At 72.6% G+C, this 24,684-nt stretch carries 18 protein-coding genes; 7 read left to right on the top strand and 11 right to left on the bottom strand.

The window, feature by feature from the left end; translation table 11 throughout:
- Positions 1 to 55: 55 nt before the first annotated feature.
- From E4T13_RS26935 to E4T13_RS26915, 5 genes are all read right to left on the bottom strand, one after another.
- Positions 56 to 1,810: an ABC transporter ATP-binding protein gene (locus E4T13_RS26935; RefSeq protein WP_137181429.1), complete on the bottom strand. Its 1,755-nt coding sequence runs from the start codon at positions 1,808 to 1,810 to the stop codon at positions 56 to 58.
- Between the two features lie 100 nt (positions 1,811 to 1,910).
- Positions 1,911 to 3,272 carry a CCA tRNA nucleotidyltransferase gene (locus E4T13_RS26930; protein WP_240791316.1) on the bottom strand — a complete coding sequence of 454 codons (1,362 nt, stop codon included), beginning with the start codon at positions 3,270 to 3,272 and terminating at the stop codon, positions 1,911 to 1,913.
- Complete coding sequence (locus tag E4T13_RS26925) at positions 3,269 to 3,523, bottom strand: hypothetical protein (RefSeq protein ID WP_137181428.1); 255 nt, start codon at positions 3,521 to 3,523, stop codon at positions 3,269 to 3,271. Before E4T13_RS26925 ends, E4T13_RS26930 begins: the two co-directional genes overlap by 4 nt.
- 41 nt (positions 3,524 to 3,564) lie before the next feature.
- Complete coding sequence (locus tag E4T13_RS26920) at positions 3,565 to 4,170, bottom strand: CoA pyrophosphatase (RefSeq protein ID WP_137181427.1); 606 nt, start codon at positions 4,168 to 4,170, stop codon at positions 3,565 to 3,567.
- A complete protein-coding gene (locus E4T13_RS26915) occupies positions 4,167 to 4,763 on the bottom strand; it encodes a DUF1285 domain-containing protein (RefSeq protein WP_170985332.1) in 597 nt (198 codons plus the stop codon). The genes E4T13_RS26920 and E4T13_RS26915 overlap by 4 nt, the downstream gene beginning before the upstream one ends.
- Before the next feature lie 193 nt (positions 4,764 to 4,956).
- Here E4T13_RS26915 and E4T13_RS26910 point away from each other — a divergent pair, with 193 nt between their 5' ends.
- The 6 genes from E4T13_RS26910 (at position 4,957) to E4T13_RS30095 (ending at position 13,348) form a co-directional block, all read left to right on the top strand.
- Complete coding sequence (locus E4T13_RS26910) at positions 4,957 to 5,961, top strand: MoxR family ATPase (protein WP_137181425.1); 1,005 nt, start codon at positions 4,957 to 4,959, stop codon at positions 5,959 to 5,961.
- Positions 5,954 to 6,820, top strand: coding sequence for a DUF58 domain-containing protein (locus tag E4T13_RS26905; RefSeq protein ID WP_240791315.1), 867 nt, complete (start codon positions 5,954 to 5,956; stop codon positions 6,818 to 6,820). The genes E4T13_RS26910 and E4T13_RS26905 overlap by 8 nt, the downstream gene beginning before the upstream one ends.
- A 163-nt stretch (positions 6,821 to 6,983) precedes the next feature.
- Positions 6,984 to 9,737, top strand: a complete 2,754-nt coding sequence (locus E4T13_RS26900) for a DUF4159 domain-containing protein (protein ID WP_240791314.1) — start codon at positions 6,984 to 6,986, stop codon at positions 9,735 to 9,737.
- 349 nt (positions 9,738 to 10,086) lie between these two features.
- A complete protein-coding gene (locus E4T13_RS26895; protein WP_137181424.1) occupies positions 10,087 to 12,246 on the top strand; it encodes a hypothetical protein in 2,160 nt (719 codons plus the stop codon).
- Positions 12,243 to 12,599 carry a hypothetical protein gene (locus E4T13_RS26890; RefSeq protein ID WP_137181423.1) on the top strand — a complete coding sequence of 119 codons (357 nt, stop codon included), beginning with the start codon at positions 12,243 to 12,245 and terminating at the stop codon, positions 12,597 to 12,599. The genes E4T13_RS26895 and E4T13_RS26890 overlap by 4 nt, the downstream gene beginning before the upstream one ends.
- A 50-nt stretch (positions 12,600 to 12,649) precedes the next feature.
- Positions 12,650 to 13,348 (top strand): ankyrin repeat domain-containing protein, encoded by a 699-nt coding sequence (locus tag E4T13_RS30095; protein ID WP_170985273.1) that lies wholly within the window; start codon positions 12,650 to 12,652, stop codon positions 13,346 to 13,348.
- Positions 13,349 to 13,432: 84 nt separating this feature from the next.
- Here the strand turns inward: E4T13_RS30095 and E4T13_RS26880 are convergent, their stop codons facing one another.
- The 3 genes from E4T13_RS26880 to E4T13_RS26870 all read right to left on the bottom strand — a co-directional run bounded on the left by E4T13_RS26880 (position 13,433) and on the right by E4T13_RS26870 (position 18,162).
- A complete protein-coding gene (locus tag E4T13_RS26880) occupies positions 13,433 to 14,392 on the bottom strand; it encodes a tripartite tricarboxylate transporter substrate binding protein (RefSeq protein WP_137181422.1) in 960 nt (319 codons plus the stop codon).
- Positions 14,393 to 14,444: 52 nt separating this feature from the next.
- Complete coding sequence (locus E4T13_RS26875; protein WP_137181421.1) at positions 14,445 to 16,418, bottom strand: acetyl-CoA carboxylase biotin carboxylase subunit; 1,974 nt, start codon at positions 16,416 to 16,418, stop codon at positions 14,445 to 14,447.
- A 127-nt stretch (positions 16,419 to 16,545) separates the two neighbouring features.
- On the bottom strand, positions 16,546 to 18,162 hold the full coding sequence (locus tag E4T13_RS26870) for a carboxyl transferase domain-containing protein (RefSeq protein ID WP_137181420.1): 1,617 nt from the start codon (positions 18,160 to 18,162) through the stop codon (positions 16,546 to 16,548).
- An 89-nt stretch (positions 18,163 to 18,251) separates the two neighbouring features.
- Here E4T13_RS26870 and E4T13_RS26865 point away from each other — a divergent pair, with 89 nt between their 5' ends.
- On the top strand, positions 18,252 to 19,157 hold the full coding sequence (locus E4T13_RS26865) for a branched-chain amino acid transaminase (protein WP_137181419.1): 906 nt from the start codon (positions 18,252 to 18,254) through the stop codon (positions 19,155 to 19,157).
- Positions 19,158 to 19,183: 26 nt separating this feature from the next.
- Here E4T13_RS26865 and E4T13_RS26860 read toward each other — a convergent pair whose 3' ends face one another.
- The 3 genes from E4T13_RS26860 to E4T13_RS26850 form a co-directional block, all read right to left on the bottom strand.
- Positions 19,184 to 21,235 carry a hydantoinase/oxoprolinase family protein gene (locus E4T13_RS26860; protein WP_137181418.1) on the bottom strand — a complete coding sequence of 684 codons (2,052 nt, stop codon included), beginning with the start codon at positions 21,233 to 21,235 and terminating at the stop codon, positions 19,184 to 19,186.
- A gap of 139 nt (positions 21,236 to 21,374) precedes the next feature.
- Entirely contained in the window at positions 21,375 to 22,970 is a 1,596-nt protein-coding gene (locus E4T13_RS26855; protein ID WP_137181417.1) for a hydantoinase B/oxoprolinase family protein, read from the bottom strand.
- Complete coding sequence (locus E4T13_RS26850) at positions 22,970 to 24,586, bottom strand: thiamine pyrophosphate-binding protein (protein ID WP_170985272.1); 1,617 nt, start codon at positions 24,584 to 24,586, stop codon at positions 22,970 to 22,972. The genes E4T13_RS26855 and E4T13_RS26850 overlap by 1 nt, the downstream gene beginning before the upstream one ends.
- Positions 24,587 to 24,684 lie beyond the last annotated feature (98 nt).

Genomic DNA, 24,684 nt, shown 5'->3' with positions numbered 1-24,684 from the left:
GCAGGCACAACCCAGCACGCGGTCGCTCGGCTGGCAATCACGGAATGCCGCCGCTCTACGCCACGAAGGCCTGGGTGCGGACCAGCCGCGCGTACAATCCTTCGCGCGCCATGAGCTCGGCATGGGTGCCCTGTTCCACCGCGCTGCCATTCTCCATGGCCACGATCAGGTCGGCATCGCGCACGGTCGACAGGCGATGCGCGATCACCAGGGTCGTGCGACCGGCGCGGAGCCGCCCGATCGCCTCCTGCACCAGGGCCTCGTTCTCGGCGTCGAGCGCGCTCGTCGCCTCGTCCAGCAGCAGCACGCGCGGGTTGCGCAGCAGGGCGCGGGCGAGCGCCACGCGCTGACGTTGGCCGCCGGACAGCCGCTGCCCGCCGGGGCCAAGCACCGTGTCGTAGCCCTGCGGCAGCGTGGAAAGAAAATCATGCGCGGCGGCGGCGCGGGCCGCGTCCTCCACCTCCGCGCGGGTCGCGCCGGGGCGGCCGCAGGCGATGTTGGCCAGCGCGGTGTCGTCGAAGATCACCGCGTCCTGGCCGACATAGGCGATCGCGTCGCGCAGCGAGGCGAGCGTCACGCCGCGCAGGTCCGCGCCATCCAGCGTTATGCGTCCGTTCGTGACGTCATAGAGCCGCGGCACCAGCGCGAGCGCCGTGGATTTCCCCGCGCCCGAAGGCCCCACAAGGGCAACGGTCCGGCCGGGCTCGGCCAGGAACGAAAGATCGCGCAGCGCGGCGTCGGGCACGCCCTCATACGCGAAGCCGACGGCGTCGAAGACGATCCGGCCATGGCCCTCCGGCAGCGGGCGCGCATCGGGCGCATCCTGGATGCGCGGCTTGTCGTCCACCGTGGCGTAGACCCGCGAAAGCCCCGCCAGTCCTTCCTGCAGCGCGGCGTTCAGGCTGCCGAGCGCGCGCACCGGGCGCGCCGCGATCAGCAGCGCGGCGACGAAGCCGGTGAAGTCGCCGATCGTGCCGAGCCCTTCCGCCACGCGCCAGCCGACGAAGCCCAGCACGCCCGCCACCGCCAGGCCGCCAAGCGCCTCCAGCACGGGGTCGAGCCGGGCGCGGTTGCGCTGGATCGTGTAGGTGCTCTCACGCAGGCGTTCGAAGGCGGCGTCGGCGCGCGCCTGCTCCGCCTGTTCCAGGCGATAGGTCCGCACCACGCGCGCGGCGCCGAAGCTTTCGGTCAGCAGCGCCGCGGTCTCGCCCACGCGGTCCTGCATGCCAGCGGATGCGCGCCGGATGCGCTTGCCGATGCGCAGGATCGGTACGGCGGCGACGGGATAGAGTGCCGCGGCCAGCAGCGCCATCTTCCAGTCCATCCACAGCATCGAGCCGACCAGGCCGATGATGGTGAAGACATCGGCGACGCCGCTGATCGCCTTGGTCAGCGCCTCCCGGATCAGGCCGGCATCGGTGGTGAAGCGCGCGGCGTTGCTGGCCGGGGCGACGCGGGCGACCTGCGCGAGGTCGGCGCGGGTCAGCGCGGCAAACAGGCGGCGCTGGATGCCCTCGATCACCCGCAGCACGACGGATTGCGTGGCGACCGCCTGGCCAAACTGGAACAGCGCCTTGCCGGAGGTGACCGCGATGATGATCGGCGGCAGGTACCAGACGACGTTCGGATCGCCCTCGGTGAAGCGGTTGAAGGCCTGCTGGATGATGAGGGGATAGAGCGCGGTGAAGCCGGCCACGCCGATGGTGCAGACCGTCGCGAGGATCAGCAGGCGCGGATGCTGGCTGACATGCTCCCGCCAGAGCCGCCGGACCAGCGGGAGGGAGGCGGCATCGAAGGCAGGGCGGGCCATGGCCCGCGGTCTAGCCTGGAGAGGGGGGCGGCGCGAGGGGCTTGCCTTCGCGGCGGGGATGCGCTAGTTCTAGTTTTGTTCCGAAGCGTCGGCGGATCTGTCAGGTCCCCGCCGGCTTTCCTCCAGCCGGGGCGGCGGGCCCGTCCGCCGCCCCGGCATCTTTCCGGCGCTCCAGTTCGTCCAGAAGCTCCGCGCGAGTCGCGGTGCAGCCGGAGTCGAGCCACCAGGACTTCAGACCGGTAAGCAGGGCGCCGACGGCCGGTCCCGGCGGGACGCCGCGCGCCACGAGGTCGCGGCCGAACAGCGGAAAGACAGGTGCGTCCATCGCGGCGATGCGCGCGCGGAGTCCGGCCCGGTCGTGGCCGTCGCGGGCCTCGGCAAGCCAGGCTTCGTCGAGCGCCTGCCGCTTCGGGCGCGTGGCGAGGACGCGGCGGAGCGCGGCGTCGTCCTCCCCCCACCCCCGCCCTCCCCCGCTCCGCGGGAGAGGGAGCCCGGTGGCCCCGAGCGACACACTCCCTCTCCCGCTTGCGGGGGAGGGTTGGGGTGGGGGCCGCGACTCCAACGACTCGCACAGCGCCATCAGCCGCCCGCGCTCCTCGCCGGACAGCCGCAGCCGCCGCGCCAGGCCCGGTACGACGCCTGCCCCGAAGGGCAGCCACGCCGCCAGCCGCAGCAGCGGGTCCGCCGGCGCACCGAGCGCGATCAGCCGGCGCAGCGACTCGACCGGACCCGCTTCCGGCAGCGCCGCCGCGCGCAGCCCGGTGCCCTCCATCAGCGCGATGGCCGGCACCGGGTCGGGCGCCTGCAGCAGGCGCTTCAGCTCCATCCAGATCCGCTCGGGCGCGATGCGGACGCGGAAGCCCTCCACCGCGTCGGCGATCGCCGCGAGCGCCGCCGGATCGGCCGCGCCACGGCCGTAGCGCGCCCAGAACCGGAAGAATCGCAGCGCGCGAAGGTAGTCCTCGGCAAGCCGGGTCGCGGCATCGCCGACGAAGCGCACCCGCCCCGCCGCCAGATCCTCCCGCCCGCCGAAATAGTCCCAGAGGTTGCCCGCCGCGTCGCAGGACATGGCATTGATGGAAAAGTCGCGCCGGGCCGCGTCCTCGCGCCAGTCGGTGGTCCATTCCACCTCGGCGTGGCGGCCATCCGTGGCGATGTCGCGGCGCAGTGCGGTGACCTCCACCGGCTGGTGCTGCAGCACGGCGGTGACGGTGCCATGCGCCAGCCCGGTCTCGAACACCTTCAGCCCGGCCTCGCGCAGCCTGTCCACGATCTCGGCCGGCGGCAGCGGCGCGGCGACGTCCACGTCATGCACGGCCCGCCCGGCCAACGCATCGCGCACGCAGCCGCCGACGGCGCGCGCGCCGGGCAGTGCGGCCAGCACCGCGGCCGGGGCGGGATCGGAGAGGAAGGCGGGCGGGGCGATGCGTGCCTGCGGCGGATCGTCCCCGCCGATGGTCACGGGCGCGGCTCCGCATGGCCGGGCTGCACGCGGCCATCCGGGCCGAGCACGGCAGGCACGTATTGCCCCTGCGGATCGAAGCTGCGCGACAGCCCCCACCACACCGCGACCCCGAGCATCAGCCCGACGCCCAGCAGCAACGACACCACCATGCCGGAGGAAGGTTCGCCGGTGCTCGGCCCATAGCGTCGCCAGGCGACATAGAGCGCGAAGGGCAGCAGCGTGAGCAGGACAGCAATGACGGCGGCCATGAGTCGGATATAGAGGCCCTGGCCGGGACCGGCACCCCGCTTCAGTCCCGAAGGACGCGCGCCAGGCTCACCAGCATGGTCGCGGTGGCGCCCCAGATCAGGTGCTCGGGATGCGGCCAGACCCAGAATTCCCGCAGGCGTCCGCGGAAATCCGCCTTGCGGCGTTCCGGCGCCGCGGGGTCGAGCACGGTCGCCAGCGGCAGTTCGAAGATCGCCGCGACCTCGCCGGGATCGGGGGTGAGGGTCAGCGGCGGATCGAGGAAGGCGACCACCGGCGTCACCCGGAACCCGGTGCCGGTGAGGTGCTCCGGCAACTGCCCGGCGATGACCGGCAGACGAGGATCCAGCCCGACCTCCTCGGCGGCCTCGCGCAGCGCCGCGGCCTCGGCGGTCTCGCCGCGCTCCAGCCGCCCCCCGGGAAAGGCGACCTGGCCGGCATGCGCCGTCAGGCGCTCGGAGCGCAACGTCAGCAGGATGGAGGGCGTGGCGTCGTGCCAGACGATGGGCACCAGCACCGCGGCCTCGCGCAGGCCACCCGCCAGGGAAGCGGCCTCGGCATCGTCGGAGAAGGTCGGGGCCGCGCGCGCGAGGGCCAGGGGGTCGGCGAGACGCTCGGCGATATGCTCGCGCGTGAGAAGCGGTTTCACTCCGCGGCGCGGCGGAGGCCCATCTCGGCCGGCGCCTCGTCGATCGGGAAGAACACGCCCTCGGACCACACGCCCAGCACTTCCCGCCCGTCGAGCGTCTCCGGCTGCGCAAGGGCGACCAGTTCGTAGAACACCGCGCGGTTGATCCGCGCTTCCAGCCCCGGGCGCACGGTGATGTAGGGGCGCGGCTCGCGCGACTTCGGGTCGATGGCGACGCGAATCGGGTGGTCGCCATCGGCGGTGACCATCTCGTCGAGATTGGTGCGGAAGGTCAGGCACTGCCGCGGCTTGGGGTTGGGCACGAAGGGATCGGCGCAGTCGCGCCAGAACATCTCGACCGCGACGAAGGGCGCGTCCTCCACCTCGATCCGGCCGCGCTCCACCGGCGTCTCCAGCACATAGGCGCCGTCCGATTCGCGCTTCAGGACGGAGGCGAAGAGGCAGACCAGCTCCTTCCGGCCGATCGGGCTGCCCCGGTAGAACCAAGTGCCGTCCTTGGCGATCCGCATGGGAAAGGCGCCGCAATCATGGCGCTGGCGGGGCGGGCCGCCGCGTCCCTGCTGCCCGTTCCGCGCCTTCTCCGGATGGCCGATCGTCATGGCTGTTCCCGCATCCGTGAAGTACCCGCACCCTGTCCGAGCATCCGCGCCGTCCCGTGCCCACCGTCGCGCCACCAGCCATGCCACCCGCCCCTGACACAAGGTGTAACCGTGCTGGCGGAGCGGATGGGCAAGTTGGATACTCGGACCATATGCACCGGCTGCGGATATAGGGAGCCTCACCCGCATGGTTGAAGTGGCAGACCCCACGGAACCGAGATTGCTTGTCGCCGAGGCGGAAGCCCTGGCCGAGCGCCTCGCCCGCGTCCGCCAATCCATCGGCCGCGTCATCTTCGGCCAGGAACAGGTCGTGGAGCGCACGCTGATCACCCTTCTCTCCGGCGGCCATGTGCTGCTGGTCGGCGTGCCGGGCCTAGGCAAGACCAAGCTGGTCGAGACCCTCGGCACCGTTCTCGGGCTGGACGCGAAGCGGGTGCAGTTCACCCCGGACCTGATGCCCTCCGACATCCTCGGCTCCGAGGTGCTGGAGGAGGACGCGCACGGCAAGCGCCATTTCCGCTTCATCAAGGGACCGATCTTCTGCCAGCTGCTGATGGCCGACGAGATCAACCGCGCCTCCCCCCGCACGCAGTCGGCGCTGCTGCAGGCGATGCAGGAGCACAAGGTGGCGATCGCCGGCGAGGTGCATCCCCTGCCCGGCCCCTTCCACGTGCTGGCCACCCAGAACCCGATCGAGCAGGAAGGGACCTATCCCCTTCCCGAAGCCCAGCTCGACCGCTTCCTGCTGGAGATCGACGTCTCCTACCCCGATCTCGCCGCCGAGCGGGCGATGCTGCTGGCGACGACGGGCGCGAGCGAGGCGAAGCCCATCCAGGCGATGAGCGGGCCCGAGCTGCTGGCGGCGCAGACCCTGATCCGCCGAATGCCCGTGGGCGAGGGCGTGGTGGAGGCGATCCTGCGCCTGGTGCGTGGCGCCCGGCCCGAGACGACCGAGCTCGAGGATGTGCGGCGCCACCTGGCCTATGGGCCGGGGCCGCGCGCGGCGCAGGCGTTGATGCTGGCCACCCGCGCCCGCGCCGTGCTGGAAGGGCGCCTCTCGCCCAGCATCGAGGACGTGCTGGCGCTGACCGAGCCGGTGCTGCGGCACCGCATGGCGCTGAACTTCTCCGCCCGTGCGGACGGCGTCCATTTGTCCGAAATCCTCGACCGGCTGAAGGCGCAGCTTGGCTAGGTCGCCGGCTGCCCTCGTCGTCCCCTGGGCGGAACAGCTCGGCGCGAGCCTGCCGCCCCTGCTGGTGCAGGCGGAGCGCGTCGCCGCGACGGTGATGCCGGGCCTGCATGGCCGCCGTCGCGCCGGTCCCGGCGAGGCCTTCTGGCAGTTCCGGCCCTATGTCGCCGGCGACCAGGCGAGCCGCATCGACTGGCGGCAGTCGGGCAAGTCCGACCGCCTCTTCATCCGCGAGACGGAGTGGGAGGCGGCGCAGACGGTCGCGCTCTGGGCCGCCACCGGGCCGGGCATGGCGTGGCGGTCCTCGAAGGAGATGCCGAGCAAGACGCTGCGCGCGGAACTGCTGCTGCTGGCGCTGGCCTCGCTGCTGCTGCGCGGCGGCGAGCGGGTGCGGCTGTTCGGCCTGCCGCGCCCCTTCGCGGGGCGCCATGCGCTGCCGGTCATCGCCGGATCGCTGCCGCAGATGGCGCCGCGGCCGGAGGATGCCCGAATCGCCCGCCATGCCCGCGCCGTGCTGTTCGGCGATTTCTGGGAACCGCTGGAAGCGACGCGCAAGGCGATCGGGGCGCTGGCCACCCAGGGGGTGCGAGGCCATCTGGTGCAGGTGCTGGACCCGGCGGAGGAGACGCTTCCCTATGCCGGCCGGGTCCGCTTCGAGGAGGTCGGCGAGTCGGCGATGCCCCCTGCCCTGGTGCCCCGCGTGGAAGCGGTGCGGGAGCTGTATGCGGAACGTCTGGCGCGGCATCGCGCCGGCCTCGCCGCGATCGCGCAATCCGCCGGCTGGACCTTCGCGACGCATCGCACGGACCAGCCGCCGGAATCGGCGCTGCTGGCGCTGCACCAGATGCTGGCGCCGGCGTGATGTTTTTTCGGTCGATCGAGGTCGGTCGCGCCCCCACCCCGACCCTCCCCCGCTTCGCAGGGGAGGGAGCAGGTTGCGCCGGCGCTCCCTCCCCCGCAGTGCGGGGGAGGGCTGGGGTGGGGGCCCGACCGACAGCCGGCACTCGTGACGACAGACGCACCCCATGCTGACCCTCGGCCCCATTGCCTTCGCGGCCCCGTGGCTGCTCCTCGCCCTTCCCGCGCTGCCGATCCTCTACTGGCTTCTGCGCGTCACCCCGCCCGCGCCGAAGCGCCAGGACTTCCCCGGCATCGGCCTGCTGCGCGACCTGCCCGCGCCGGAGGAGACTCCGCAGCGCACGCCCTGGTGGCTGCTGCTGCTGCGCCTGGTCGCCGCGGCGCTGATCATCCTGGGCCTTGCCCGCCCGGTCTGGGGACCGTCCGGCGCGCAGGGCGGGGCGGGCCCATTGCTGATCGTGATGGATGATGGCTGGGCCGCCGGCGCCGATTGGCCGGACCGCGCCGCCGCGGTGGAAGCCGCGCTCACCTCCGCCGCGCGGGAGGGCCGCCGCACCGCGCTGCTGCTCACCGCCCCCGCCGCGGGGCCGGAAGCGCTGCGCGCCACCGGTCTGATGCCGGCGGAGGAGATGGCCGGGCGCGTCGCCGCGCTGCGGCCGAAGCCCTGGGCGCCGGATCGCGGCGCGGCCTTCGCGGCGCTCGCCGCCTGGCGGGAGCAGAATCCCGGCCCCTTCGCCGCGCTCTATGTCGCCGACGGGATCGAGCATGCGCGGGAGGGCGACGGCTTCTCGCCCCTGGCCGCTGCCCTGGCCGAAGGCGGCGCGCTGACCGTCGCGCGCTCGGAAGGACGCCCGACCCGCGTGCTGACCACGCCGCGCGCTGAGGCGGACCGCCTCATCGTCACGCTGCGCACCACGCCGCTGCCGGTGCCATCGGAAGCGGTGGTGCTGGCGCGCACCGGCGATGGCCGCACCCTCGACCGCGCCGTGGTGCCGGTGCCGGCCGGCGCTTCGGAGGCCGAGGCCGCGCTGCCCCTGCCTCTGGAGATCCGCAACCAGGTGGTGCGGCTCGACCTGGATGGGGTGAACGGCGCCAATGCGACGGTGCTGCTGGATGAGCGCTTCCGCCGTCGCCCGGTCGGGCTGATCGCCGGCGGCGCCAGCACCGCCGTCGACGCCCCGCTGATCGGCGAGCTGTTCTACATCGACCGCGCGCTCTCGCCCTTCGCGGAGATGCGTCGCGGCACGGTGGAGGAACTGCTGCAGCGCCGCCTCTCCGTGCTGGTCCTGGCCGACCGTCCCATCGCGGAGGAGCGCGAGCGGCAGGCCCTGGCGCGCTGGGTGGAGGAAGGCGGCACGCTGCTGCGCTTCGCCGGGCCGCGCGTGGCGGAAGCGCCCGATCCGCTGCTCCCCGTGCCGCTGCGGGCGGGCGAGCGGCAGATCGGCGGCGCACTCTCCTGGGAGCAGCCGCAGCGTCTGGCACCCTTCCCCGAAGGCTCGCCCTTCGCCACGCTCACACCCCCTTCGGAAGTCACGGTCGAACGGCAGGTGCTGGCGGAGCCCTCCGCCCGCCTTACCGGCAAGACCTGGGCGCGGCTGGCGGACGGCACGCCGCTGGTGACGCAGGAAGCACGCGGCGCGGGGCGGATCGTCCTGTTCCACATCACCGCCAATGCCGACTGGTCCAACCTGCCGCTGTCAGGCCTGTTCGTGGACATGCTGCGGCGTGTCGTCGCGCTCTCGGCCGGCGTCGCCGGCGCGGATGGGGAAGCGCCGCTGGCGCCGCTGGAGACGCTGGACGGCTTCGGGCGGCTCGGCCCGCCGCTGGCCGGCGCCCAGCCCATCGCGGCGTCCCGCATCGAGGCCGAGCCACCTTCCCCGCGGCATCCGCCCGGCTGGTACGGGCTCGGCGTGGCCGGCAGCGAGACCACGCAGCGCCGCGCGCTCAATCTCGGCGCCGGCATTCCCGCGCCGCGCGTCGCGGCCGCGCCGCCGCCGGGGTCGAGCCTTCAGGCGATCGGCGGCGTGCCAGCGGAGCGCGACCTCGGGCCGTGGCTGCTGGCGGCGGCGCTGCTGCTGCTGGTGGCGGATCTGATCGTCTCGCTGCTGCTGCGGGGCTTGCTTGCGCGGCCACGCGCGGCCCTGGCGCGCGGCGTGATGCTGCCGCTGCTGCTCGCGCCGCTGCTGGCCATGCCCGCCGCGGCGCAGCCGCAGCCGGAGGGCAATGCCGCGCTGGCGACGCGGCTGGCCTATGTCCTGACCGGCAATGCGGAGGTGGACGAGATCTCCCGCACCGGCCTGGTGGGGCTTTCCGATTTCGTGAACCGCCGCACCGCCGCCGCGCTGGCCGATCCGCATGGCGTGACGCCGGGGCAGGACGACCTCTCCTTCTTCCCGCTGCTCTACTGGCCGGTGCTGCCCGATGCGCCGCAGCCCGATGCGCGCGCCGCGGCGGCGCTGAACGCCTTCATGCGCCAAGGCGGGATCATCCTGTTCGACACCCGCGACGAGGGCTCCGGCGAGGGTTTTTCTCCGGGTTCCCGCGCCGCTTTGCGGCGGGTCTCGCGCGACCTGACGGTGCCGCCGCTTGCGCCGGTGGCGGAGGACCATGTCCTGAAGCGTGCCTTCTACCTGCTCCAGGACCTGCCGGGCCGCTTCACTGGCGGCAGCGTCTGGGTGGCGCGGGAGCAGGACCGCGCGAATGACAGCGTGAGCCCCGTGATCATCGGCGGCCATGACTGGGCGGCGGCCTGGGCCGTGGATGCGCGCGGCAACAACCCCTACGCCACCATTCCCGGCGGCGCGCGGCAGCGCACGCTGGCCTACCGTTTCGGCGTGAACCTTGTGATGTACGCGCTCACCGGCAACTACAAGGGCGACCAGGTCCATGTGCCGGCCATCCTGGAAAGGCTGGGGAATTGATGGCGCGCCCCCCTACCTCTTGGGCCGCGCAGCGCCCCGCGCGGCTCACGCCCCGCCCCGTCGGCACACCGTGTCTGAGGCGCGCAAGGCAAGGCCGCGGAGCGGCCGCCCGGCGTCTGAGGGCAGAAGGCCGCGACAGCGGCCCCGCGCGGCTCACGCCCTGCCCGCCTGGCGTCCCACGTCTGAGGCGCGCAAGCCAAGGCCGCGGAGCGGCCGCCCGGCGTCTGAGGGCAGAAGGCCGCGACAGCGGCCCCGCGCGGCTCACGCCCTGCCCGCCTGGCGTCCCATGTCTGAGGCGCGCAAGCCAAGGCCGCGGAGCGGCCGCGCGGCGTCTGAGGGCATTCGATAAATGAACCACGTGCTCGCCGGCATCGATTTCGCGCCGGTCATCCCCGTCTGGCTGCTGATCGCGCTCGCCGTCGTCGCTCTGCTTGCGCTGGCGCCCGCGCTGATCCGCGTCGTCACCACCGCCGAGGGCAAGCGGCGCATCCTGCCCGCGCGCGGCGCGCTGCTGCGCCTCGCGGCCTTCGCGGCGCTGGTCCTCGCTCTGGCCAACCCGCGTCTTGTCGAGGAGACGCGGGAGACCCGACCGGACATCGCACTGATGGTCGTGGACCGCAGCGACAGCGCCATGCTCGGTCCCCGCGCCGCGCAGATCGAGGCGGCGCGCGCTGCGCTTGAGGCCCGCGCCAAGCGGCTGACGGAACTCGAACTGCGCATGGTGGACGTGCCGGAAGCGGGCAATCAGGGCACGCGGCTCTGGACCGCGATGGAGCGGGCGCTGGCGGAGATCCCGCGCGCGCGGCTGGCCGGCGTGATCGCGCTGAGCGATGGCCAGGTGCACGACATTCCGCCCGCACCCACGCTGGACGCGCCGCTGCACCTGCTGCTTCCGGGCCGCGAGGGCGAGGTGGACCGGCGCATCCGCGTGGTGGAGGCGCCGGGCTACGGCATCGTCGGACGGCAGGTGGAGCTGCGCGTCGTCGTCGAGGATCTCGGCGTGCCGAACGCCGGCGGTGCCGCGCGCCTGTCCATCCGGCGCGACGGCGGCACGCCCCGCGTCGAATCCGTGCCCGTCGGGCGCGAGCACCGCATCGCGCTCACCATCGAGCGCGGCGGCCCGACCGTGGTGGAGATGACGGCGGAGACGCGGCCGGGCGTCGCGGGCGACCCGCGCGGCGGGGAGGTCGCGGAGATCAACAACCGCGCCGTGGTCAGCATCAACGGCGTGCGCGACCGCCTTCGGGTGCTGCTGGTTTCGGGAGAGCCGCATGCCGGGGAACGCACCTGGCGGCGCCTGCTGAAGGCCGACCCCAATGTGGACCTGGTCCACTTCACCATCCTGCGCCCGCCAGAGAAGGACGACCTGACGCCGCTGCACGAGCTGGCGCTCATCGCCTTCCCGGTGCGCGAGCTGTTCCAGGTGAAGCTGCGCGACTTCGACCTGATCGTCTTCGACCGCTTCGCCAATCGCGGCCTGCTGCCGCCGGTCTATCTGCGCAACATCGCCGACTACGTGCGCAGCGGCGGCGCGCTGCTGATGGCGGTGGGGCCGGAATTCCTCGGCCCGACCAGCCTGGCGGCCACGCCGCTCGGCCAGATCCTGCCGGCGCGGCCGCCGACCGGGCCGGGCGCGGCGCAGGCGGCACTGCTCGAACAGCCCTTCCGGCCGCGCGTGACCCCGACCGGTGCACGGCACCCGGTGACCGAGGACCTGCCCGGCGCCAACCCGGCCGAGGGGCCGGGAGATCCGAGCTGGGGCCGCTGGTACCGCGCGCTGCGCGCGGATGCACGTTCCGGCGCGACGGTGATGGATGGTCCCGGCGGGACGCCGCTGATGGTGCTGGACCGCGTGGGCGAGGGGCGCGTCGCGCTTGTATTGTCCGACCACATCTGGCTCTGGTCGCGCGGCCATGACGGCGGCGGTCCGCAGGCCGAGCTGCTGCGCCGCATCGCCCACTGGACGATGAAGGAGCCTGAGCTGGAGGAGGAGGACCTGACGGCGCGCATCGAGCACGGCCAGCTCACCGTGCTGCGGCGCAGCCTGGAGGCCGGCCCGCCGCCGGAGATCACGGTGACCACCCCCGATGGCAGCACGAGCCGCCACACGCCCGTGGCGCAGGGCGGCCGCGCCGTGGTGGAGATGCCCGCGACCACGCCGGGCGTCTGGCAGGCCACCGATGGCCGTCGCACCGCCTTCGCCGCGGCCGAGGCCGGCAACCCGCTGGAGATCGCCGACCTCCGCGCCGACGATCACCGGCTGCGCCCGGTCAGCGATGCGACCGGCGGCGCGATCCGCTGGCTCGGCGCCGAGGCGACGCCCGCATTGCCGGAGCTGCGCCGCGTGGCGCTCGGGCGCGACACCCATGGTCCGGGCTGGATCGGGCTGCGGCGCAATGCCGACCACACCGTCACCGGCATCACCGCGGTGCCGCTGCTGCCGCCCTGGCTGGCGCTGCCGCTGGTGCTCGGCCTGGCGGTGGTGGCCTGGCGGCGGGAAGGGAGATGACCGCGCCACGTGGTCTCGCCCTGGCCCTGGCGCTGCTGGCGGCCGCCTGCGCCCAGGGGCCGACCCTGCAGGAGCGGCTGTCCGTCTGGATCGGACGCAGCGAACTGGACCTGCTGAGCGAGCTGGGCGTGCCGACCCGCACCTATGAGCTGGACGGGCGGCGCTTCCTGCTGTTCGAGCAGCGCAGCGTCATCCCCGTGGCTGCGCCCGCCTATGCGCCGATGTGGGGCCCCTGGGGCTATCGCGGCGGCTGGCCGGCCCCGGCGAGCTACGCCACCGTCACCTGCGACGTCACCTTCATCCTCCGCAACCAGGTGGTGGAGAACTTCACCTTCCGCGGACAGGGCTGCTGAACCGGCGGAACGGCCTTCCCTCGCCCCCACTGGCCGCCTAGTTTCGCGGCATGCGCGCTGCCCTCCGCCTCACACTCCTCGCCCCGCTGCTGGCCATGCCGGGACTGCTGCCTGCTCCCGACGCGGCGGCCCAGGGCAGCGGCCCCGGGATGATCCGTCCGCAGCAGGCCCCGCAGGTCCGAAGCGCCCCGGCGCCGGCGCTTCCCGGCATCTCCGCCCGTCCGAGCCCGGCGCCGATCCCGCCGGGGGAGGGCAACGCGACCCTGTCGCCCAACGCCGCGCTGTTCGATGCCATCGCCCGCGGGGACCTTGCCGCGGCGCGGGATGCCGTCTCGCGCGGGGCGGATCTCAGCGCGCGCAACGCACTCGGCCTGAGCCCGATCGACGCGGCAGTGGATCAGGGACGGCACGAGATCGCCTTCTACCTGCTCTCGGCCCGCGACATGGCGCAGGGTGGCAGCAGCCCGCCGCCCGCGCCCGGCCCGCTCGGCCTGCAGGCGCCGCCGCCCGACGCCGCGCCGGCACAGCGGCCCGCCGCGAACCAGGCGCGGCGCGACGCCGCGCTGACGGCGGCGGCGCGTGCCTCCTCGCGACAGCAGTCCCAGCCTTCGCTGCCCCGCTCAGCGCGGCTCTGGGCGAATGACGGCGGTGCGCCGCAGCCGGATATCGGCTTCCTTGGCTTCGATGCGGGTCGCCCGCCGGGCGCGACGCCGCCGGCGAGCGCCGCGCGGCGCGGCGGGCGGGGCTGAAGGACGCGCCTGGGCAGCAGAGGCGCGCTTACCCCCACCCCGACCCTCCCCCCATGCGGGGGAGGGAGAAAGCGGCGACGCGGGCTACTGCGGCTGGATGCGGGCGGCGGCGACCAGATCGCGGTTGCGCGGGATCTCCGCGGCGATGATCTCGGCGAAGCGCTGCGGCGTCTCGTTCAGCGCAGTGAGGCCCAGGCCCGCCATGCGTTCCTTCACCGCCGGGTCGTTCGCACCGGCATTCACCGCGGCGTTGATCCGCGCCGTGAGATCGGCCGCGAGGCCCTTCGGCGCCCACATGCCGCACCAGCCTTCATAGACCAGGTCGGGAAAGCCGGATTCCGCCAGGGTCGGCACATCCGGCAGCACCGCCTCGCGCCGGGCGCTGGTGACGGCATAGGCGCGGGCGCGGCCGTCGCGGATCAGCGGTACGGCCGGCCCGACGGGTGCGATGAACAGGCTGACCGAACCCGCGACGAGGTCGTTGATCGCCGGGCCTGTGCCCCGGTAGGAGACGAAGGTCGTCTCGACGCCGAGCTTCTGCCACAGCGCCGCGGTGGCAAGCTGGCCCACCGAGCCGAGCGAGGAGCCGGCGAAGGAGAAGTCGTTGGGCTTCGCGCGCAGCGCCGCGAGCAGCGAGGCCAGGTCGCGCGGCGCCAGGCCGGGCGTGCCGATCATCACATAGGGGATCGAGACGGTGCGCGCGACCGGGGTGAAATCGGCCTGCAGGTCGAAGGGCACGTTGCGCTGCACGAAGGGCAGCACGGTCAGCACCTCGTTCGAGTAGAGTAGCGTGTTGCCATCCGCCGCGCTGCGCGCCACCGCCTCCGCGCCCACCGCGCCATTCGCGCCGGAACGGTTCTCGATCACCCAGGTCTGGCCGAGCGCCTCGGCCGCCTTCGGCGCGATCAGGCGCCCGGTGAGGTCGGTGGTGCCGCCCGGCGGATAGGGCACGACGAAGCGCACGGTGCGGTTCTGCGCCAGCGCGGGCATCGCGAGCGCGCCGAGACCGAGCGCAAGCGCGCCACGGCGGGTGATGCTGTTCATCGTGTTTCCTCCCCCTGAGATGGTGGCTGCATAGCAGGTTTCGCGGTGCGACTCAGCCCGGCGGGGCCTCGAGCGTCACGAGCTCGGCGCCATCCTCCACCAGCTCGCCCACGGCGCAGCGGATCGCGGCGACGATGCCCTCGGCCGGCGCGGTGATGCGCATCTGCACCTTCATCGCCTCGATCACCAGCAGCACGGCGCCGCGCGCGACGGCATCGCCGGGTGCGACGAGGATATGCAGCACGCGGCCCGGCATCGGCGCGATGACGCGCCCGCCGGCGCTGTCGGCGATGCCCGAAGGGGCGCGCGGATCGCGGTGGCGCAGCTCATGCGTCGCGCCGTCGAGGATGACGGAGAGCGCATCGCCATCCCGCAGCACGCGCGCGCGGATGGCGTTGCCGTCCAGGCGGAAGGACAGCGCGTCGCCATCGTGGCGTGCGCCTTCGATGCGCGCAGGGCCATCGGGGAGGTCGAGGGTGACGGCCGCACCGAGATGCGCGCGGATGATGTGCGTCGCCTCGCCATCCACAAGCGAAAAATTCTGCCAGCCTTCGCCATTGAGCCGCCAGGCATTGGCCAGGCCCCAGGGCGAGTGCGGGTCCGCGGGATCGGTCACGGGCTCGTCGCGCAGCAGGCGCAGCACGGCGGCGGCGCGTGCGGCGCGCGGCGCGGACGGCGCGGGGGCGAGCAGCGTCTCGGCATTGCGGGCGATGAAGCCGGTGTCGAGATCGGCCGCGGTGAAATCCGGGTTGGCGAGGATCGCGCGCAGCAGCGGCAGGTTGGTGCGCACGCCCGCGACTTCCGTCTGCGTGACGGCGCGCAGCAGGCGGCGGCGCGCTTCCTCGCGGTCCGCGCCATGGGCGATGATCTTGGCGATCATCGGGTCGTAGTGGATCGGGATGGCGTCGCCCGTGCGCACGCCGGCATCCACGCGGATTCCCGCGCCCTGCGGCAGCGCCAGGTGCTTCAGCATGCCGACACTGGGCGCGAAATCGCGGGCGGGATCCTCGGCGTAAAGGCGGACCTCGATGGCGTGACCCGTGATCGCGGGTTGCAGGGTCGGCAGGGGCTCGCCGGCGGCGACGCGCAACTGCCATTCGACCAGGTCGAGGCCCGTGATGGCTTCCGTGACAGGGTGTTCCACCTGCAGACGGGTGTTCATCTCCATGAAGGCGAAGGTGTTGCCCTCCGCGATGAACTCGACCGTGCCGGCGCCGACATAGCCGATGGCGCGCGCGGCGTCGCAGGCGGCCTTGCCCATGGCGGCGCGGCGTTCCGGCGTCATGCCGGGCGCGGGCGCTTCCTCCACGACCTTCTGGTGGCGGCGCTGGATGGAGCAGTCGCGCTCGAACAGGCTGACGACGTTGCCGTGGGTGTCGCCGAAAACCTGAATCTCGATGTGGCGCGGCTTCGTCAGGTAGCGTTCCAGCAGCAGGCGGTCGTCGCCGAAGGCGGCGCTGGCCTCGCCGCGCGCGAGTGCGATGGCTTCCTCGAGCGCCGCGGCATCGGCCGCGATCTTCATGCCCTTGCCGCCGCCGCCGGCGCTGGCCTTGACCAGGATCGGGAAGCCGATGCGCGCGGCGGCGTCGCGCAACGTGGCGTCCGATTGGTCGTCGCCGTGGTAGCCGGGCACGAGCGGCACGCCGGCCTGCTCCATCAGCGCCTTCGCCGCGGCCTTGCTGCCCATGGCGCGGATCGCGGCGGGCGGCGGGCCGACGAAGACGATGCCGGCCTGCGCACAGGCCTCGGCGAAGTCGGCATTCTCGGAGAGGAAGCCGTAGCCGGGATGGATGGCCTCCGCGCCGGCCTCGCGCGCGGCGGAGAGGAGCGCGGGGATGCTGAGATAGCTTTCGCGCGCGGGGGCGGGGCCGATGCGGATCGCGGCGTCGGCAAGCGCGACATGCATCGCATCGGCATCGGCATCGGAGAAGACGGCGACGGTGCGCAGGCCCATGCGCCGCGCGGTGCGGATGACGCGGCAGGCGATCTCGCCGCGGTTGGCGATGAGGAGGGTGGAGAAGGTCATGGAGCGGAGGCCCCCCACCCCAACCCTCCCCCGCAAGCGGGAGAGGGAGTCTGTTGGGCCGGAGCGACACACTCCCTCTCCCGCGGAGCGGGGGAGGGTCGGGGTGGGGGTATGCGCGCCACTTGCCTCACATCCGGAACGCGCCGAAGCGCGCCTCCCCCGCCCAGCCCGCGACGGGGTTGTTGCGCGAAGCCGAGAGGCACAGCGCCAGCACCATGCGCGTATCCTCGGGCGCGATCACGCCATCGTCCCACAGTCGCGCGCTGGCATAGGTCGGGTTGCCCTGCGCCTCGTACTGCGCCTCGATCGGCGCCTTGAATTTTCGTTCGTCGTCTTCCGGCCATTGCTGGCCGCGCGCTTCCAGCGCATCGCGCCGGATCTGCGACAGCACGCTCGCCGCCTGGGTGCCGCCCATGACGCTGATGCGCGCATTCGGCCACATGAACAGGAAGCGCGGCGAATAGGCGCGGCCGCACATGCCGTAATTGCCCGCGCCGAAACTGCCGCCGATGATCACCGTGAACTTCGGCACGCGCGCGGTGGCGACCGCCGTCACCATCTTGGCGCCATCCTTGGCGATACCGCCGGCCTCGTATTTCCGGCCGACCATGAAGCCGGTTATGTTCTGCAGGAAGACCAGCGGGATGCCGCGCTGGTCGCAGAGCTCGATGAAATGCGCGCCCTTCTGCGCGCTCTCGCTGAACAGGACTCCGTTATTGGCGACGATGCCGACGCGATAGCCCCAGATGCGCGCGAACCCCGTGACGAGCGTGGGGCCGTAGAGCGGCTTGAACTCGTCGAACTCGGACCCGTCCACGAGGCGGGCAACCACTTCCCGCACGTCATAGGGCTCGCGGATGTCGGCAGGGATCACGCCGCCAATGCCTTCGTACAGCGGCGCGCGGGGCGGCGCGGGATCGTCGGTGCCCGCGGCCTTCGCGCGGTTCAACCCGGCCACGATGCGCCGCGCGAGGCCCAGCGCATGTGCGTCGCTCTCCGCCAGGTGGTCCGTGACGCCGGAGGTGCGGCTGTGCAGGTCGCCGCCGCCGAGATCCTCCGCCGTCACCACCTCGCCCGTCGCGGCCTTCACCAGCGGCGGGCCGCCGAGGAAGATGGTGCCCTGGTTGCGCACGATGATCGCCTGGTCGGACATCGCCGGCACATAGGCGCCGCCCGCGGTGCAGCTTCCCATCACCACCGCGATCTGCGGAACGCCCGCCGCGCTCATCCGCGCCTGGTTGAAGAAGATGCGGCCGAAATGGTCGCGGTCGGGGAAGACCTCGTCCTGGTTCGGCAGGTTCGCGCCGCCGGAATCCACGAGGTAGAGGCAGGGCAGCCGGTTCTGCTCTGCGATCTCCTGCGCGCGCAGATGCTTCTTCACCGTGATCGGGTAGTAGGTGCCGCCCTTCACCGTCGCGTCGTTCGCGACGATCACGCATTCGCGGCCCGAGACGCGGCCGATGCCGGTGATGATGCCGGCGGCCGGGATCTCCTCTCCGTACATCCCTTGCGCCGCCAGTTGGGAGAATTCGAGGAAGGGCGAGGCGGCGTCGAGCAGGGTGCGGATGCGTTCCCGCGGCAGCAGCTTGCCACGGTCCAGATGGCGCTTGCGCGCGACCTCGCCGCCACCTTCGCGGATGCGTTCCACTGTTGCGCGCAGGCCCGCCGCCAGCGTGTCCATCGCGGCGGCATTCGCGCGATACGTTTCGGATCGCGGATCGGCGGTGCTGGCGATCACGGCCATGCGGACATCCTGGCATTCCCTGCGGGCGGCTTGTCGCGCCCCGCCCTCGGCGCAAGGATCGCCCCCGCACAAGCTGGCGGCAAGGGTCCATGTGGCAGGCGCACACCATCATCCACAACGGCAAGGCGATCCCCTTCGAGGAAGCGCGGATCCATCCACTGGCGCTTGGCGTCGCATTCGGCATCGCGGTGTTCGAGGGGCTGCGCGCCTATCGGCACCCCAGCGGGTCCTTCACCGTGTTCCGGCTGGACGAGCACCTGGATCGGCTGGCGCAGGGCATGAAGGTGCTGCGCCTGGCCGACCCGCCTTCCAAGGACACGCTGCGCGATGCGGTGCTGGAGGTGATCCGGCTGAACGCGCCGGATGAGGACGCCTATCTGCGCGTGCAGGTGCAGATCGAGGCGATGGGCATGATGGCCACCACCGGACCGGTCGGCTGGATCGCCGCCGCCCTGCCGCGCGAGCGCAGCACGAAATTCGCCACGGGACTCGCCGCGACCGTCTCCTCCTGGACCCGGCTGCCGGACAACGCGATGCCGCCACGGATAAAGGCGAGCGCGAACTACCACGCCTCGCGCCTGGCCACGCTGCAGGCCAAGGCCGACGGCTATGACAGCGCGCTGCTGCTGACGCAGCGCGGCAAGGTCAGCGAAGCGGCGGCCGCCTGCCTGTTCCTGGTGCGCGACGGCGTGCTGGTGACGCCGCATCGCGGCAGCGACATCCTGGAAAGCATCACGCGCGACACGGTGATGACCCTGGCCCGCGAACATGCCATCCCGCTCGAGGAACGCGAGGTGGACCGCACGGAGCTCTACATCGCCGACGAGGTGTTTCTGTGCGGCACCGGGCAGGAACTGGTCGCGGTGACCAGCGTGGACCGCCTGCCCGTCGGCGACGGCAAGCCGGGCGCGACGACACGTCGCCTGCAGACGGCCTACGAAGCGGTCGTGCGCGGCACGACCGACGCCCATTCGGAGTGGCGGACGGCGGTGTAGCCCCGCAGGGAACGCCCCCGGCGCGCCTATCCGACCGTCACCACGAGGTTGCGCGCGGCATCGCAGCGGGCCGTCGCGCCGGGCGGCAGCACCAGGGTGCTCTCGCGTTCCTCGATCAGCGCCGGGCCAACGATGGTATCGCCGGCGGCGAGGGCGCCGCGATCATGCACCATGGCCTCGAGGAAGCGGCCGCCGAACCAGGCGGGGCGCGTGCCCTTGCCTGCGCTGCCATGCACAGCGGGCGCGGCGGCGAGATCGAGTTGCGGCGTCGGGCCGCTGACGGTGACGCGCCACCCGACGCATTCCACCGGCAGGTTGCTTTCGACGCGGCCATAGAGCCGGCGGTATTCCGCCTCGAAGGCGGTTCGCAGCGCGTCGCGATCGAGCGCGGTGACGTCGGCCTCCACCTGGTAGCCCTGTCCCGCATAGCGCATGGCAGCACGGACGCGAATCTCCGCGGCCTCCACGCCGGCCTGCGCGACCAGCGCGCGACCTTCGGTTTCCATGCCGGCGAGCATCGCGCGCAGCGCATCCAGGTCGAGCGTGGCGAGCGCCGCCACCTGCCCGCGCAGGAGCGAGAAGCTGATTGGCGCGGCGAGGAAGCCGAAGGCGGAGGCGACGCCCGCGCCCGCGGGCACGACCAGCCGCGCGATGCCGAGCTTGCGCGCGACCTCCACCGCATGCACGGGGCCGGCGCCGCCGATGGGAACCAGCGTGTAGCCCTCGATGCTGCGTGCCTTCTCCAGTGCGTGGATCGCGGCGGCCTGCGCCATCGCGGTGTTGACCGTCTCATGCACGGCGAACGCCGCCTCGACCGGCAAGAGGCCGAGCGGTTTCGCCAGCGTCTCGCGCACCGCGGCTTCGGCCGCAGCGACATCCAGCCGCATCGCGCCGCCGAGGAAGCTGTTGGGTGCGAGGTAGCCGAGCAGCAGGTCGCAATCCGTCACGGTGGGTTGCGTGCCGCCGAGGCCGTAGCAGGCCGGGCCGGGATCGCTGCTGGCGCTGTCGGGGCCGACGCGCACGAGACCCAGCGCATCGACGCGCGCGATGGAACCGCCGCCGGCGCCGATCTCGATCATCTCGACGACCGGCACCTTCAGCGGCAGGCCGCTGCCCTTGCGGAAGCGATCGACGCGGGAGACTTCGAAGTCCAGGCTGCGCTGCGGCTGGCCGCCATCGATCAGCGCGGCCTTCGCCGTGGTGCCGCCCATGTCGAAGCAGAGCACGTCGGGCGCCTCGGCCGCGGCGCCGATGACGCGCGCGGCCTGCACGCCGCCGGCGGGGCCGGACTGCACCAGGCGGATCGGATGGCGCGCCGCGACGGCGCCGGCGACCGTGCCGCCATCGGAGAGCATCAGGAACAGCGGCCCCGTGATGCCGGCCTCGCACAGGCCGGATTCCAGGCGTGCGAGGTAGCGCGCGAAGACCGGCAGGACATAGGCGTTGGCGATGGTGGTGGAGCCGCGCTCGTATTCGCCGATCTCCGGCACGAGGTCGGAGGACAGGCAGAGCGCGACATCGGGCGCTTCCTCCGCCGCGAGTTCGGCGATGCGGCGTTCATGCGCGGGGTTGGCGAAGGCGTGCAGCAGGCAGACGGCGATGGCGCTCACGCCGTCCTCACGCAACGTACGGATCGCGGCGCGCGTGGCAGCTTCGTCGAGCGGCGCGCGGATGCCGCCATCGGGCAGCAGGCGTTCGGGGATGTCCAAGCGAAGGCGGCGCGGCACCAGCGGGTCGGGGCGGCGCATGAACAGGTCGTAGGTGTCGTGGCGGAGCTCGGTGCCGATCTCCTGCACGTCCCGGAAGCCCTGCGTGGTGAGGAATCCGGTCTTCACGCCGCGGCGCTCGATCAGCGCATTGGCGACGAGCGTGGTGCCGTGGATGACGTGGCGGATTTCATTCGCCGCGACGCCGTGCTCGGCGAGCAGGCCGCGCACGCCGTCCAGCACGGCCTGCTCGGGCGCGTGCGGCGTGGTGAGGATCTTGCCGTTGAACAGGCGGCCGTCGCGCGTGTCCAGCAGGACCAGGTCGGTGAAGGTGCCGCCGATGTCGACGCCGATGCGGAAAGGGGCGGTCATGCGCAATGTTCACTGGACGGTTGCGCGGCCCCCACCCCGACCCTCCCCCGCACTGCGGGGGAGGGAGAAGCGGAGCGGTGGCGCCTGTTCCCTCCCCCGCAGTGCGGGGGAGGGTTAGGGTGGGGGCCACGCGCATTCATCAGACGTAGCCCTCCGCCACGTCGCGTGCGCGATCCTCGGCGCTGCGCGCGCGCACGTCGCCGAAGCCGCCGCCGCCCGGTGTCTCGAAGGTGATGACGTCGCCCGGCTGCAGCACGATCCGCGCCTTGGCCGGCACGGGCTTGCCGTTGACCAGGTCGCGCCCGCCGCGACCGCTGCCGCCGCCGAGCAACCCGCGCGGCGGGTGCTGCACGCGTTCGTGGCGGTAGGTCGCGGTCACCGGCTTCTCGCCGGCGACCTCGAAGGAAAGCCGCTGGCCGAGGCCACCGCGGCGCGCGCCGTCACCGCCCGACCCCGCGATCAGCGCCTTCTCCGTCAGCAGCATCGGAACGGCATTCTCGAACTGCTCCACCGGCTGCGTCGCGACGTTGGATGGGAAGGACAGGCAGGACGGGCCGTCATGCGACGCCGCCGCGCCATGGCCGCCATTCATGAAGAACATGCGCGTGTAGCGGCGGCCGTCCGCATGCTCGCCGGTGAAATACACGTTCCACAACGGGCTGCCGGATTCCGCGATGACCCGGTCGGGCATCAGCCTACCGAGCGCGGCGAGCACCAGCATCGGCAGGTAATGCCCGGTCAGATGCCGACCCCAGACCGGCGCGGGGCGGCGCGGATTCACGATGCAGCCTTCGGGCGCGACCAGCGTAATCGGCCGGAAGCTGCCGTCGTTGTTGGGCGTCGCCGGATCGAAGGCGCATTTCACGGCATAGTTCGAATAGGCGCGCGAGAAATTCAGCGGCGAGTTCACGGGCCGCGCGATCTGCGGATCCGTGCCGGTGAAATCCAGCGTGATGCCGTCGCCCTGGATTGCGAGGCGCAGGCGGATCGTCACGGGATGATCGAAGCCGTCCGCGGTCACTTCGTCCGTCACCTCGCCATCCGGCACGGCCGCGATGGCGGCTCGCATCGCGCGTTCGGAGCGCGCAAAGATGTCGGCAGCGAGCGCATCAAGGTCCGGGATGCCCTCCTCCTCCAGTATGCGGAACAGGCGCGGCGCGGCCTGGTCGTACATCGCGAACTGCGCGCGGATGTCGCCCAGCGCTTCCTCCGGCATGCGGAGATTGGCTTCGAGGAAGGCGATGACGTCCTCGTTCTCCTCGCCGCCGCGCAGGATGCGCGCGACGGGAATGGTCAGCCCTTCCTCCCAGGAATCGCGGGCGTCAACGCTCGGCGCGCCACCAATGTCGGTGCAATGGAAGGTGCTACCGATCCAGGCGGCGATCCTGCCGTTGCGGAACAGCGGGCGGATCATGGTGATGTCGTTGAGGTGGCCGGTGCCGAGATAGCCGTCATTGCTGATCAGCACGTCGCCGGGCGAAAGTCGCGCGACCGGAATGCGCTCCAGCATCGAGGCCAGCGTGCGCGGCATGGTGCCGACGAAGCTCGGCACGGAGCGGGAGGATTGCGCAACCTGCCTTCCCGCGCTGTCCATCAGCCCGACCGCCATGTCCCAGTTGTCGCGCACGACGGAGGAGAAGGAGGTGCGGACGAAGGTCTCCGCCGCTTCGTCCATCAGCCCGCAGAGTCGCGCCCAGGCCGTGCCCAGACGCAGCGCCGGTATCGTGGTGGTCATCAGCCTCGCATCGCCCGCAACTGCGCCGGATAGCCGGCGGGGTCCACATGCACGTCGATCAGCGAAGGACCGTCCAATGCGAAGGCAGCGCGCAGTGCGTCGCGATAGGATTCGGCGTCGGTCGCGACAAATCCCGTCACGCCGAAGCCTTCTGCGACGCGGGCGAAGTCGGGCCGCGTCCATCGCACGCCAGCGGGCGGCAACTGCCGGCTCTGCTGCTTGATGTCGATGAGCGACAGCGCGCCGTCATTGAACACCACCGTCACCAGCCGCGCGCCGGCGGCCGCGGCGGTCGCCAGCTCGCCCGCCACCATCATCAGCCCGCCATCGCCGGTGAAGCAGATCGCACCGCGCGCGGGATCATGCAGCGCCGCCGCGATGCCGGCCGGCAGCGCGTAACCCATGGACGCCAAGCCGTTCGAGATCAGCAGGTCGCGCGGTGCTTCGCACTGCCAGAAGGCGGTGGCGGAGAACATGTGCGCGCCGGCATCCACCGCGACCCGCGGCGCCAGGCCGGCGCGCCGTGCCTCCTGCTGCGCGATGCGCACGATGTCGGGCGGCGACACGAAGCGGTCGCCGTCCCATGTCAGCGCCTGCTCGGCCCGGGCGCGATGCGCCTCGATCTCGGCCATCGTCCAGTCCAGCGGATGCACGGCGCGATGCAGGCCGCGCAGGGAAGCCGCGAGCGGCCCGTGCAGCGTGGCGGAAGGCGCGACATAGCGCACCGGGAAGGGCCGCCGCGCGATGTCCACCACAGGCGCCTGGTACGGCCAGGGCTGCAGGATCAGCTCCACCGGATCGAGGCCGACCGTCAGGATCAGGTCCGCCGTCGCGACGAAGGGCGCTTCCAGCGCGCCGCCGGTGAAGATCCCCGCATGCAGCGGATGGGCATCGGGCAACACGCCCTTCGCCTTGTAGGTGACAAGAACCGGCGCGCCGAGCGCCTCCGCCAGTTCGCGCAGCGCCACGGCGGCGTCCGGTTCCGCTGCCTCCAGCCCCGCGATCAGCACCGGTCGGCGCGCATTCAACAGCAGCGCGGCGCCATGGCCGAGATTGGGCGCGCGCTTCTCGGCCAGCGCGCGCGGCTTGCGCGCGCCAGGTGCGCGGCGCGCCGTGGTGCCGGTGAGGTCGAGATGCACGGGCCTGCGCTCGCGATGCGCCGTATCGAGCAGCGCGGCGATGCTCGCGGCGTCCTCGCCCGTGTCGTAGCCCGCGACATAGGGCGCGCTCGCGGCGCGCTGGTCGAAGACCTGGTGCGTCACCCAGTCGAGCTGTTGCGGCGTGAAGCCATCCGAGACCAGGACCACCGGCGCGCGTTCCAGGCTGGCGCAGGCCAGGCCGTTCAGCGCATTGCCCACGCCCGGCCCCTTGGTGGTCAGCACCACGCCCGGCGCGCCTGTGAGCTCGGCATCGGCCAGCGCGGCCATCGCCGCCGCGCCCTCATGCTTCGTCAGCACGAAGTCGATGCCGAAGCGCGGCATGCCGAGCAGGAGATCGAGCGAGGAGCCGCCGCCAGGCACGCCCCAGATCCGCCGCGTGCCGCGGCGCGCCAGGTCGGCCAGCAACGCTTCCGCCACCGTCGCCGGCGCTGCGCCGCGCCCCATGTCGTCCGGCATCGGACCCCTCCCGATCAGCTTGCCGCCGGTTATGCATCGCGCGCTTCGCAGCGTCACCCCGTCGGCTTGCCATTCCGCGCCCGCACGCCTTGCATGGC

It is taken from the genome of Roseomonas sp. AR75 (genome assembly GCF_005222815.1).
Taxonomy (GTDB): Bacteria; Pseudomonadota; Alphaproteobacteria; order Acetobacterales; family Acetobacteraceae; genus Falsiroseomonas.
This window is presented reverse-complemented; position numbering and strand designations above follow the sequence as displayed.